14 protein-coding genes are annotated in these 12,393 nt (G+C 49.9%); 10 read left to right on the forward strand and 4 right to left on the reverse strand.

Going from position 1 to position 12,393, the window contains the following annotated elements:
* Nucleotides 1-16: 16 nt before the first annotated feature.
* Entirely contained in the window at nucleotides 17-1,615 is a 1,599-nt protein-coding gene (gene serA / locus JIN82_RS09680) for a phosphoglycerate dehydrogenase (protein WP_200311426.1), read from the reverse strand.
* 248 nt (nucleotides 1,616-1,863) lie between these two features.
* Between serA and JIN82_RS09685 the strand changes: the two genes are divergently transcribed.
* A complete protein-coding gene (locus tag JIN82_RS09685) occupies nucleotides 1,864-2,040 on the forward strand; it encodes a hypothetical protein (RefSeq protein ID WP_200311427.1) in 177 nt (58 codons plus the stop codon).
* Between the two features lie 66 nt (nucleotides 2,041-2,106).
* The gene (locus JIN82_RS09690) at nucleotides 2,107-2,550 is read left to right on the forward strand and encodes a hypothetical protein (protein WP_200311428.1); all 444 of its coding nucleotides are present in this window, start codon (nucleotides 2,107-2,109) and stop codon (nucleotides 2,548-2,550) included.
* A gap of 120 nt (nucleotides 2,551-2,670) precedes the next feature.
* Here the strand turns inward: JIN82_RS09690 and JIN82_RS09695 are convergent, their stop codons facing one another.
* The 3 genes from JIN82_RS09695 to JIN82_RS09705 all read right to left on the reverse strand — a co-directional run bounded on the left by JIN82_RS09695 (nucleotide 2,671) and on the right by JIN82_RS09705 (nucleotide 4,686).
* Nucleotides 2,671-3,318, reverse strand: a complete 648-nt coding sequence (locus JIN82_RS09695; protein ID WP_234041891.1) for a L,D-transpeptidase — start codon at nucleotides 3,316-3,318, stop codon at nucleotides 2,671-2,673.
* 156 nt (nucleotides 3,319-3,474) lie between these two features.
* Nucleotides 3,475-4,041, reverse strand: a complete 567-nt coding sequence (locus tag JIN82_RS09700) for a thioredoxin family protein (RefSeq protein WP_200311430.1) — start codon at nucleotides 4,039-4,041, stop codon at nucleotides 3,475-3,477.
* A 69-nt stretch (nucleotides 4,042-4,110) separates the two neighbouring features.
* The gene (locus JIN82_RS09705) at nucleotides 4,111-4,686 is read right to left on the reverse strand and encodes a thioredoxin family protein (RefSeq protein ID WP_234041892.1); all 576 of its coding nucleotides are present in this window, start codon (nucleotides 4,684-4,686) and stop codon (nucleotides 4,111-4,113) included.
* Between the two features lie 397 nt (nucleotides 4,687-5,083).
* Here JIN82_RS09705 and JIN82_RS09710 point away from each other — a divergent pair, with 397 nt between their 5' ends.
* From JIN82_RS09710 to JIN82_RS09745, 8 genes are all read left to right on the forward strand, one after another.
* Complete coding sequence (locus tag JIN82_RS09710) at nucleotides 5,084-5,638, forward strand: LemA family protein (protein WP_200311432.1); 555 nt, start codon at nucleotides 5,084-5,086, stop codon at nucleotides 5,636-5,638.
* Entirely contained in the window at nucleotides 5,625-6,620 is a 996-nt protein-coding gene (locus JIN82_RS09715; protein ID WP_200311433.1) for a DUF3137 domain-containing protein, read from the forward strand. Before JIN82_RS09710 ends, JIN82_RS09715 begins: the two co-directional genes overlap by 14 nt.
* A gap of 18 nt (nucleotides 6,621-6,638) precedes the next feature.
* Nucleotides 6,639-7,217, forward strand: coding sequence for a hypothetical protein (locus JIN82_RS09720; RefSeq protein WP_200311434.1), 579 nt, complete (start codon nucleotides 6,639-6,641; stop codon nucleotides 7,215-7,217).
* Between the two features lie 128 nt (nucleotides 7,218-7,345).
* Nucleotides 7,346-8,326, forward strand: a complete 981-nt coding sequence (locus JIN82_RS09725) for a metal ABC transporter solute-binding protein, Zn/Mn family (RefSeq protein WP_200311435.1) — start codon at nucleotides 7,346-7,348, stop codon at nucleotides 8,324-8,326.
* Nucleotides 8,327-8,366: 40 nt separating this feature from the next.
* Nucleotides 8,367-9,179: a transporter gene (locus JIN82_RS09730; protein WP_200311436.1), complete on the forward strand. Its 813-nt coding sequence runs from the start codon at nucleotides 8,367-8,369 to the stop codon at nucleotides 9,177-9,179.
* 46 nt (nucleotides 9,180-9,225) lie between these two features.
* The gene (locus tag JIN82_RS09735; protein WP_200311437.1) at nucleotides 9,226-9,996 is read left to right on the forward strand and encodes a metal ABC transporter ATP-binding protein; all 771 of its coding nucleotides are present in this window, start codon (nucleotides 9,226-9,228) and stop codon (nucleotides 9,994-9,996) included.
* Nucleotides 9,993-11,402: a metal ABC transporter permease gene (locus JIN82_RS09740; protein WP_234041893.1), complete on the forward strand. Its 1,410-nt coding sequence runs from the start codon at nucleotides 9,993-9,995 to the stop codon at nucleotides 11,400-11,402. The genes JIN82_RS09735 and JIN82_RS09740 overlap by 4 nt, the downstream gene beginning before the upstream one ends.
* A 7-nt stretch (nucleotides 11,403-11,409) precedes the next feature.
* A complete protein-coding gene (locus JIN82_RS09745; RefSeq protein WP_200311438.1) occupies nucleotides 11,410-12,345 on the forward strand; it encodes a metal ABC transporter permease in 936 nt (311 codons plus the stop codon).
* The last annotated feature ends 48 nt before the right edge of the window (nucleotides 12,346-12,393 follow it).

A 12,393-nucleotide genomic window follows, 5' to 3' on the forward strand; every position in this document is an offset into this window, starting at 1 on the left:
ATAGTGTCAGCGGGAATTACAGCTCAACTGCAGTAACGGCGAGGATGCCTGGTGCTTCTGTGAGCAGGTTGATGACGCTCTCGTCAGCAGCGGAATCTAGCTGGATCACATTGACTGCGTATCCGAGATCTTTGTTGCGGCTGAGTGACATGTTGGAAATGTTGATTTCCTTGTCGGCGAGCACAGTACCTACAGTACCAACGATGCCTGGGCGGTCGTCGTTTTTAACGATGATGAAGTTGCCTTTGATGGCAGTTTCAACCGCTTGACCTTCGATATTAACGATGCGAGGTGCTGAGCCAACAAATGTGCCAGCTACAGTGTAAACTTCGTCACCCTTAACGATTTCAGCTTTGATGAGTTCGGTGAAATCAGCTTCTTCAGCAGAAGTAGACTCAGTGATCTGCAGACCCATGGACTTGGCGATGGCTGCGCAGTTTACCAGGTTCACTTGACCTTCTTGGCGGCTGGCTGTCAGGTAGCCAGTCAGCGCTGTGCGTGTGATGGCAGATGTTTCCAGCTCAGAAACTGCACCGTAATAAGTAACGCGCAGTGAATCTGGCTGATGTGGAGCCAGCTTGCTAAGGAGTTTGCCAAGTGATGTGGCAAGCTCGAGGTAGTCACCAATTTCTTCAGCTGTTTTGGCGTCTAGGCTAGGCATGTTCACCGCGTTGGTGATGGCACCTTGAGTGAAGAAGTCACGCAGTTGCTCAGCAACTTGGATGCCAACATTCTCTTGGGCTTCGTTAGTAGATGCGCCAAGGTGTGGAGTGAAGATGATGCGCTCGTCGCTATCAAATACAGCTTGATCTAGTGTTGGTGGCTCGTTTTCGAATACGTCCAGAGCGGCACCGCCGATGCGGCCAGATTTCACAGCAGCAGCCAGAGCTACTTCGTCGATCAGTCCACCACGTGCACAGTTAACGATCAGCGCGCCTTTATTGAGAAGCTCAATGCGGTCAGCGTTGATGATGTGTTTGGTGTCTGGTGTCATTGGCACGTGAAGAGTCACGCAATCAGCACCTGTGAGTGCTTGGTCAACGGTCTCAGCAAGCTCAACTTTGAGAGCTTCGGCGCGTGCTGCGCTGAGGAATGGGTCATAAGCGACCACAGTCATGCCAAATGCTTGTGCGCGCTTGGCGAACTCAGCACCGATGCGGCCCATGCCGATTACAGCGAGGCGCTTGCCATTCACTTCAGTACCTTGGTACTTTTTGCGATCCCAGCGGCCGGCAAGAATAGAGCCGTGAGCTTGTGGGATGTGGCGTGCGAGTGAGAGCAGGAGAGAAAATGCATGCTCGGCTGTGGAGATAGTATTGCCAGTCGGTGTATTCATGACGACTACACCGTTGTTTGTAGCGGCGTCGCGGTCGATGTTATCAACACCAACACCAGCGCGGCCAATAGCCTTGAGCTTAGTTGCAGCTTCAATAACTTCAGCCGTAGCTGTAGTCTGTGAGCGCACGATCAAGCCATCATACTGAGGGATGATTTTGAGGAGTTCTTCTGGAGCGAGGCCAGTATTGACATCCACTTCAAGTTCAGGGTGATCCGCGAGTAGCGCCACACCTTTTTCAGAAATTGGGTCCGATACGAGAATGCGTTTAGTTGCCATAGACGAGGGCTCTTTACCTGAGGAGCGGGCACTAGTAAAGCATAGTGGTGAAAAATTAGCTAATTAATCGGCGTAGTTGTAATGTGGGGGAGTAGCTATGCGCTGGTATCGTGTGTTTGATTTTTCCGTCAGCTGGCCATGATGACACCCAAGGGCTTGTCTAAATGTATCATTATTGACATGTATCGCGAATGCGCTATCTATCAATTATTCTGATAACTAAATGGAAATCACCTAATTAGAAAACAATGAAATCAGCATTAATAACTATGGGCGCTGTGTGTGTGACCATGGTCTCCGCAGTGGCGGAATACCGTGTGCCATATGGCGTATTTAAAGTCGACCAGCTCGAAGAGGCGAAGTCGCAAGCAAAGGAAAAGGAGCGTCCGCTGGCATTTGTGTGGATGAATCCTGGCACTACATGAGGACCTTGTTTGGCGGCCTGTGAGGTTGCCTTGAAGCAGTTGAAGCGGGTAGCAGTACCTGTTTTTGTGAGCACTAAGAATGACGAGGTGCAAAAGTTAAGCGTGGAGGTGAGGAAAGGCTTCGCAAATGCAGAGAGCGGGAAAACGATTCCCAAGACCTCCATTACTAATGCAGATGGTAGCAAGTACCTATTTGCCATTCGTTATGAGCAATGGAAGGATGACTCGAAAACCATGCGTGAGGTGCGCACTAAGCTCGAGGCGATTGATGTGATGTCCGGGGTGAGCTCATCATCCAGTAGCTCTTCAGCTTCCACATCGTCATCAAAGGCGGTTTTTGAGAAATGGAAAAACATACAAGGCAAGGAGATTGAGGCCAAGCTGGAAGGCGTTGAAGGTGGCAATGCAGTATTTCGCCTGACCACTGGTAAAAAAGTTGATTACCCGCTCAACAAGCTGGATGCAGCTAGCCGCAAGCGCGCGGAGGAGAGGTTTGGATCGGAAGAATAAAGGAGCAAATTCCTGAATATAAAAAAACAGCCTCAATCGCATGATTGAGGCTGTTTTGGGTAAAAGTTGTTTTTCAGCCAGCTGGAAATTGCATCAGCTGGGCAATTTGGCTAGCGCAGCTTATTCGACGACGACTGGTGTACCTTTGGCTACTTTCGAGAATACCGTCGATACTGAGTTGGAGTGAGTGCGGATGCAGCCGTGTGATGCTGGGTAGCGGGGAACACGTCCGCGATGCATGCCGATGCCGTCCCATGAAATGCGCATCCAATAGGGCATGGAAGCGCCTTCAAATCGACCACCTTCCGGGATGGGGTCTTTGCCATTAGTGGCATCAGAGTTCACAACATTGTCTTCGGCGTCGTAGATCTTGCCGTAAAGCGTAGAGCGTTTGTCTTTCTCTAGTTTTTCCAGTACTTGGTATTTTCCTGGAGGTGTTGGGTATTTCTTTTTGCCAGAGGAAATTGCGTAGTCCATGGCGACTTCATTGCCGTTATACAGCCTGCCGCGCTGGTTGCTCAGGTCGATAACGATGCGCGCATTTGAGCCATTGGTCTTGGCTAGCACGCTTTCATTACGATAAGCTCTGCTGGTCTTGCTGTACTCAGGTGAGTGACGGAAGTGCAGGTAGGTGCCTTTTTGGTACGGGTTGACGAAAACAGCCTTGTAGACCTCTTTTTGATTAGGATTTGGGGTGCTTGGTGTAGAACAGCTTGCAAATGTCAATGCTGCGCTAACGGGTATGAGTAATTTCAAAAATATTTTCATCGTCTGGGAGACCCGAGGGGGTCGGCGCGACGAAACTAACGAGTGTACGTATGCATGGCAAGGCAACTTTTTGCCATGATTTCACGAATTGGTCGATAAATGTCCAGCTGGCGGTAAAAATCCTAGTCGATTTGCTGGTGCTGTTTTGCCGGATCACTACTCGCGAGTGACTCCTTCAGGCATCCAATCTGGCCCTAAGTGCATGATTTTTGCACCTGATCCGGCCTTTTTACCAGAGCGTGAGTGTTTGGCCAATTCGGCAATTTTTTCCTCAAGCAATTTGCTGTTATTGAACCTGCTGAACTGTGTGATACGACGATTTTCGTCATAAACAAGAACGGTCGGCAGGGTGCTGATTGAAGCGTAATCAACTGCGTCTGAATGCATCTTGCCGTTGATTTTCACCACCGTGATGTCATTGTACATGCTATTGTAGATCTCTTGAAGATCGGCTTCCAAAGCATCGCTGTCGTTGTCAGGTCCGTAGAAAAGGACGAGTAAAAGTTTATCTTCTGTAGAGATATAATCTAGATATCCGGGGTGATCGAGATCGTAGATTGTAGTGTTTGGGCCGTCGATGGCAACTCGAGTTATATCAACAAAAGCATTGGCTAGTAGCAGCAAGGATGTCTTTAGACCATTAGGGCTGGTGCTAAAAATGGCTGCGCCAAAAACGGCTGATATTACGAGTGCTAGCTTCAGCAATTTGAAAACTGGCAACATGGTATTTGTTCTATGTTATTGTGTGTGTATGTGTTGAAGCTGTGGGGCCAGTTTCAGGGCTCAGGGGGGTTACTCTCTAGTTACACCTGGTGGTAGCCAGTTGGTGTCTAGAGTTTGGATTGTGGGAGGTTCTTCGGGGCTTGCTTCATCGTCCCAGAAAAACGAGAGCATGTCGGGGCTGAGTTCGCGAACCTTTGACCGCAATTGGTCATAAGTCACGGGCCCTACATGGCTGTGAATTTCTTTACCTTTGTTGTAGACTTTAATGACGGGGGCTTGTTGAAAACCTTCCTTCACTGCCCATTCCTTATTTTCTTCGTAGCGGGCTTTAACAACGTGTACGCTGGATCCTAGTTTCTCAGCGGTGGTCTCAATCTCTTTATTCAGGTCTTTGTAAGCGGGTGAGGCTTCACTGTAGAAGTATATGAGAATGAGGCGCTCCTCTTCGCGAACGAGGTCGCGGAACCCTTCTTCAGACACGGAGTCGACATTTGACTCAGAGCCATTAGCGATCGCTTTGGAGACTTCTTGGGCCTTGATGAGCGATGAGCTGACAGCTGATTTAATGTCATCACAACTAGACAGTGATAGAGCGATAGCCGAGGCGACGCTTAATCTAAAACTGCATTGGATAACCTTGCTCATCTTCATAACTATATTGCTATGAGTGTCTTGTGAAGACAAGCGGTTTATTTGATTCTTGTGATTTTCCGGCATGAATGCGAATGGCAAAGGGTGATGGGGCTATTCGCGGGGTACGCTTGTAGGCACAAAACAATTATGTGTGTAACTGATCTGTGTAGTTGCGCAAAAGTTATTACACAGCCAATATGCGTAAATGGATTGAGTAATGCAACCCTTTATTTAGTCATGCTAGCTTGCTGAGTTTTAATCACTTTTTATAAAGCGGCTATTAGCAATCACTTAATCGAGTAAGTTAAACATTCGCTTCGCCTGCTTGTTCTGTTATATAGCTGTTGGTTCTAATTTTTATGACAGCTTGTAATCGTCAGAATGGTCATCATTTGTTAAGGATTTGCTCATGGATTCATTGATGATAGTTGGCGGCATCATTGTCGCCGCATTAATAATGCTGGCTGGCATGTATAATAGCCACATCAACCGGCGCAACCAAGTTGACCTAGCTTTTGCCGCTGTCGACGTGCAGTTGAAAAAGCGCTGGGATTTGGTGCCTAATCTGGTTGATACGGTAAAAGCGTACGCGGCACATGAAAAAGAAACCCTGACGGCGGTGGTGGCGGCACGCACAGAGGCGATGCGCGCTGACTCAGATAGTCAACAGAGGTTTAATAGTGAGCGAGAGATCGCGCGGTTGGTGCCTAGTTTGATGGCGATCTCCGAATCCTACCCAGAGCTCAAGGCGAATGGGCAATTTTTAAACTTACAGCGCACGCTTACTGAGATTGAAGCGCAGATTTCGGCGGCGCGGCGCACCTATAATAGCTCAATCATGGAATATAATAATGGCGTGCAGATGTTTCCGTCGAATATCGTGGCTGGCGCCTTTGGTTTTCAGGCGCGCCAAGCGCTGGAAATTCCACATTCAGAAAGGCAGGTGAGAAATGTCTCAATCTAGGTCAAAAGAAAATGTCAGCTGGGATCAAATATGGTCCAAGTTGCAACCGCTGGCTGGCGAGTTGGAGGTGATGCGCCAGGATCAGCTGCAAAAGCTGCGTGATTTTGCAAAAAAAATCTCCCTCACCGTGCTGGTCATTTCTGCGATTGGCATGTTGATGTTAATTTCTGATGACCTTCAGGTGTTTGGAATGGTTGTCATCGCTGCGTCCATGGTTATTGGCTGCTTGGTATATCACTTCAGCCGTGGCGGACATAAGAGTGATTTTGTATTGCGCTACAAAAGCCAGCTAATGCGAGGGCTAGTGAAGTCGCTTGAGCCGCAGATGGATTACCACCCGACAGCTGGCATTTCTCGGAGTGAGTACAACAGCTACGGCTTGTACAAAACTCGGCCAGACCGCTATCACAGCGAGGATTTATTTATCGGCAGCATTGGTGGTACGGAGCTGAAATTTGCAGAAGTTCATGCCGAGGTGAAGCGCACGCGCAGAGATTCTCAGGGGAGAACTTCAACTTACTGGGTGACTATTTTCAAAGGGGTGATTTTGCAGGCTGATTTCCACAAGGAATTTTACTCATGGACGACGGTGATGCCAGATGTGGCGGAAAAATCATTTGGCTGGTTCGGGCGCAAATTCCAATCACTAGGTGGAAATCTGGTGCGGCTTGAGTGTCCGGAGTTTGAGCGTGATTTTGTGGTGCGCAGCGGCGACCAGATTGAGGCGCGGTATATTCTCACGCCGGACATGCAAGAGCGCTTGTTGAAGTTGCACCGGCGATTTGGCGCGCAATCGCGATTTGTCTTCAGTGGCTCAAAGTTGATGATGAGCTTGCCGGTTTCTGGCAACTTGTTTGAGCCAAAGTATGATAGTGCTGCCAACTGCCAAAACCAGCTCAAGCGCATCACCCATGAGATGCAGGGGCTATTCTCAATTGTAGAAAGTTTGAATTTAAATACCCGCATCTGGTCAAAACAATAACCCTCAGTACATTATATTATGAAAAAATTTCTCCTCATCTTAGCTATTGTTGTTGTCACCGCTGTCATTGGGCTGGGAATTGCCTGGTGGTGGTATAATCGCCCGATTGATCCTGTTGAGCTGAGCGAGCGTGAGCTGGCAGTGGTGGAGGAGAAAATCGAGCCGCTAGCGCCAGCTGAGCCGGTCTATGAAAAGGGCGGCAAGACGATTTTATTGAGTGAGCGCGAGGTCAATGGTTTGCTCAATGAATATACTCAGCTGGGCGATCAGCTGAAATTTGAATTTGCTACTGATGCTTTACATGCTCGTTTTGAAACGATCCTGCCAGCAGACGTGCCTGTTGTGGGTGGTAAAAAACTCAAAGGTCGCGCGCGGTTTTTCATCAAACAAGAAGCCGATGGATTCTCTCTGGCGCTTGATGACGTAACGGTTTGGGGGATTTCTCTGCCTAATGATTGGTTGGCTGGTATGAAAGGGAAAAATCTCATCGAAGAATTTTCTCCAGCTGGAAATGCACAACAAGGCGAGGCCGTTCTCGCTGGTGTAGATAGTCTGAAAATCAGCCCTAAAGGGTTGGAAATTCAACTGAAAGAGTAACATTTCACCGGCTATTCACGGGGGACGTTTGCCCAGTAACTGTGCATATCTTCCCTTCGAGTGATATTATTTTGCTTATGTCTAATTATTACCCTTAAAAATAAAACTTAGCCTAGGCTAAGTTTTTATTGACCTTCACAGATTGTCGTCGTATTGCGGCGGCGATGAAACCATACGCCCTGTTATTACTAGTTGGCGCGCTTCTGTTTAGTGCGTGTAGCTCCGAAGATTCAGCCGTCTTTAAAGACGACAGCAAATTGCCCGTAGTGGCGACATCTCAGATGGTCACCGACATGGTTCGTGTGATTGGCGGTGAGCGCACCGAAGTTTACGGCATGATGGGGGCAGCGGTAGATCCACACAGCTACCAGACAACATTTGGTGATGCTGTGGCGCTGAAACAAGCCAAGGTTGTATTTTACAGCGGACTGCACCTCGAGGGGAGAATGCAGGAGGCTCTGGAAGGACGCAAAGCTAAAGGTGAGCCAGTATTTGCAGTGACCGATGCGCTGAGCAAAGAACAACTGCTGCAGCCGCAGGAAGATTTTGACGGCTATTCTGATCCGCACGTTTGGGGTGACCCATCACTGTGGGTACATTGCATTGATGAAGTAGTTCGTGGCCTCACCGAGGTGGATGCTGAAGGTGCTGAGTACTACAACAAGCGCGCTGATGAATATCGCGCTGAGCTTGGAAAATTACACCAGTGGGCTAGCCAGCGCGTGGCTCAAGTTCCAGTTGAAAACCGCATCCTTGTGACAAGTCACGATGCCTTTTTCTACTTTGGTCAAGCCTATGGCTTTGAAGTACGTGGCCTGCAGGGGATTTCTACTGCTTCAGCAAAGGGCCTGAAAGACCGCAAAGAACTGGTCAATTATATCCGCGAGAAGAAGCTGAAGATGATTTTCCCTGAATCAAGCGTGAACCCAAAAGATATTGAAGCAGCAGCTAAAGAAGCTGGTGTGAAAATCAGCGAGCATGAGCTGTTCTCAGACGCCATGGGTGAAGATGGTGATGTCGTTGAGCTGCACGGTGAAAGCTACGACAAAGGTACCTACATCGGCATGATCAAACACAATGTGAACTCCATCGTTGATGGACTCAAGTAATCGAAATTTTTCCCCATACAAAACAAATTATATTTAACAAATGAAGACCACAAAACTTATCGCAACATTCTCACTCGCGGCAGCAGCAACAGCACTGGCTGGAAGTGACTCGCTCATCATCGCGCCAGAAGTTAAAGAGCTGCGTCCGCTGGCGGCAGATCGTCCAGATGCTACCGAAACACCAATCACCGTAGACAAAGGTCATTTTCAGGTAGAATCAACCGTGCTTGGTTACGCCCGTGATAAACGCGACGGCGTGACTACTGAGCTATGGACATTTGCCGAAACCAACTTGAAATATGGTGTGACTGACAATCTCGACATTTCACTGCTATTGGCGCCATACAGTTACGAGCGAATCTCTGGAGGTGGTGAGGTCGAGCGCAACAAAGGCTTTGGCGACATCGTCTTCGGCGCCAAATACAACCTTTGGGGCAACGACAGCGGCCAATCAGCTATGGCTTTGATGCCATATCTAAAGGTGCCAACAGGCACTGCGCTGAGCAATGACGAGTTTGAAGGCGGCTTGATTCTGCCATTTGCTTTTGAAGTCAATGATCGCTTCGATATCGGCCTGCAAGCTGAGTTTGCCTCTGTGTGGAATGACGAAAGCGGCGAGCGTGAGTTTGAATTTGCTCACACTGCTGTGGTGGGAATCGCGCTGACAGAAAAATGGGGCACTTACATCGAGTACCTTGGCGTTGCTGGTGAAGATGATTACGAGGCTTACGGCAGCTTTGGTTTCACCTACGATGTAAATTCCAGATTCAGCCTGGATGCCGGCGCATTGATTGGTCTCAACGATGCAGCTGAAGATTTGGCTACATTTACAGGTTTTGCGGTCAAATTTTAGTCATCCATACATAGCCAGTTCACCCATAGCATAGTAATTTATTCTCATGAGCAAAGTCGATCACCCACCAGCGCTGGAAATCCATGACCTCAGCGTGACCTATCATAAAAAGCCGGTTCTTTACGGCGTAGATGTAGAAATCCCGCAAGGGAGTCTGGTTGGGGTGATCGGCCCAAATGGGGCTGGCAAATCAACCTTGATCAAATCCGTCATGGGCGTGATTCCTTCCTCCGGCGGGTGGGTGAAAGTTTTTGGCAAGCCGCTCAAAGATAGTTTGCACCGCGTCGGCTACGTGCCGCAGCGCGAAAGTGTCGATTGGGATTTCCCAGTCACTGTGATGGATGTCGCGCTGATGGGGACCTACGGCAAGCTTGGGTTGTTCCGTCGACCAGGAAAAGCTGAGCGAAAAATTGCCTCCGAGGCATTAGAAAAAGTAGGCATGCTTAGTTATGCCAACCGTCAGATTGGTAACCTCAGCGGTGGCCAGCAACAACGAGTTTTCCTCGCGCGGGCGCTGGCTCAAGATAGCGACCTGTATTTCATGGATGAGCCATTTGTGGGTGTGGATGCGGCTACCGAAGCTGCCATCGTCACCTTGCTCAAAGACATGCGCGAGCGCAATAAAACCGTGCTGGTTGTGCACCACGACCTGCAGTCCGCGCGCGATTATTTCGACCGCTTGATTTTGCTAAATATGCGGGTGGTAGCTGAAGGGCCAACACCTGAAGTATTTACCCCTGAGCTGCTGCACAAAACCTACGGTGGTCGCCTGACTATCCTTAGTGAGATTGCTGATCGTACCGCCAAAATGTCATGATGCACCTGCTGAATATGGAAATTTTCCAGCTGGCGCAGATTTTCCAGCTGGCAACCACATTGGCTAGCGGGCTGGCTGAATTGATGCCCAGCTCGGGCACCGGCAAAGCCATTCTCGCCTCCATCTTACTTGGCGCTAGCTGCGGCATGTTAGGGTGTTTTGTCGTCGTGCGCCGTATGGCGCTGATGGGCGATGCCGTGAGTCACGCGGTGCTACCAGGTGTCGTTGCTGGTTTGGTGTGGAGCGTAGACCGCAATCCATTTGTAATTTTCACGCTGGCGTCAATTTCCGGCATCCTCGGCGCAGGTGTTGTGCAGATGTTGATGAAAACGACCCGGCTGAAATCTGATGCCGCGCTTGGCATTGTGCTGGCGGTATTTTTTGCCGCTGGTGTCGTCTGGCAGTCGAAAGAAAAAAGTGCCACAGCGGGGGTTTTGCATTTCCTCTACGGCAATGCTTCATCCATCGACCAAAACGACTTGCTGATGATGCTGGTCACTTCCGTGCTTATTGCCGTAGTTGTCTGGCTGCTATTGCGCCCACTTTTGGTGGTGAGCTTTGATGCTGCCTACGCGATGAGCCTCGGCTATCCGGTGAAATTTCTTAATGCACTCTTTTACACGCTGCTGTCATTCTCAGTAGTGGTAGCTCTACAGGCGGTTGGAGTGATTTTGGTTTCGGCGATGTTGATCACACCGGCGGCCACCGCTTACCTGCTGACTGATCGCTTCAAGCCGATGTTATTGTGGTCGATGACCTTTGGCATCTTGTCCGGTCTAGCTGGCTGCTGGGTATCGATGTCGTACAATAAGATGTCGACGGGCTCAGTGATTGCGCTTGCTGCAACGGCATTTTTTGCCCTGTTTTATTTTGTCGCCCCGCGCCACGGGATATTGGTGAAATACATCCGCGTGGCAAAACGCAAAAGCCGCACGCACCGCGAGAACCTGCTCAAAGAAATCTACAGCATTCTCGAGCGCAAAGAATTTGCCCGCGAGAGTGTGAGTCTGAAAAGCCTTTCTGAGCGTCGCCGCCAAACATTAGAGGCGACACAAAAAGATGCGCTCATCCTGCAGAAATACGCGCTGGCTGATTATTCTGAAGAAAACCGTAGCCTCCAGCTGAGCGAAAAAGGCTGGCGTCGGGCGATGGAGATTGTGCGCAATCACCGCTTGTGGGAGCTCTATCTGACTCGCCAGGCTGATTACGCCGAAGATCACGTGCATGATGATGCGGAGAAAATCGAGCACGTGCTCGGTGCCGAAATCGTCGAGATGCTTGAGCGCGACCTCGATTTCCCTGAAGTCGACCCGCATGGCAAACCAATCCCGCGCCCACAAAGCGAGGTGGTTTTTGTTGAACCTAAAAAACGCGCCAGCCAGCTGGTAAACCCAAACAAGAATTAATTCAGTCATGTACTCACTCACATTACCTTGGGAAGCGCTGGGAATTTCAGCGGTTTGGCTGGTGCTGATGGCCTTTATGGTAGCGCTGCCATGTTCGCAGGTGGGATCATTTTTGATCCTGCGTCGCATGTCCTTGGTCGGCGATGCGATCAGCCACAGCGTGCTGCCGGGCATCGTTATTGCCTTTCTATTTACCGGCGATCTCTCGTCGCCGTGGTTAATCATCGGTGCTGGCATAGCTGGGCTCTTGGTGACCATTTTCATCGAAATGATCCACGTCGGCACGCGGGTGAAATCTGATGCCGCCACCGGCATTGCTTTCACTGCCTTGTTTGCGCTGGGGGTTTTGCTCATGCAGCTGTACGGCGGGTCAAAAGTCGACCTCGACCCTGACTGCGTGCTCTACGGTCAGCTAGATCACATTCTCGAATACGAAGCTGTTTCCATTGCTGGGCTGGATGTGCCGCGCCCGCTGGTCACCATGACCGCGGTGGCATTCTTCACGCTCACCACCATGTTTGTATTCTACCGCGTGCTTGTGCTCAGCACCTTTGACGCTGGGCTCGCCGCCTCCTACGGTTACAAACCCGTGATGGTGCATTACGGCATGATGTTTGTGCTCTCTATCGTCGTGGTGGCTGCTTTCCAGTCGGTTGGCGCCATCTTGGTGATTGCCTTGCTGATTTTGCCGGGAGCTTTCGCATACATGTGCACGCATAAGCTGCCGGTGATGTTATCATTGGCGGCTGGCCACGCGTTGTTATCCGCGGTGTTAGGCCTGTACATCTACGCGTGGTTCGACTGCAACCTAGCTGGAGCCGTTGTGTTAGCTGGTGCTGCGCTGCTAGTTCTAGCGTGGTTATTTGGTCCAGTTGACGGTCAGCTGTGGAAATGGAAGCGCTCGCTGGGTGAGGTTGAGAAGCCAGATGATTTAATTCTCTAGATATTCCGCTTGTATCGGTGCGGTGGTGAGGGTACGGAACTTGTCCCA

Source organism: Persicirhabdus sediminis (assembly GCF_016595495.1).
In the GTDB taxonomy this organism is placed as follows: domain Bacteria; phylum Verrucomicrobiota; class Verrucomicrobiia; order Verrucomicrobiales; family Akkermansiaceae; genus Persicirhabdus; species Persicirhabdus sediminis.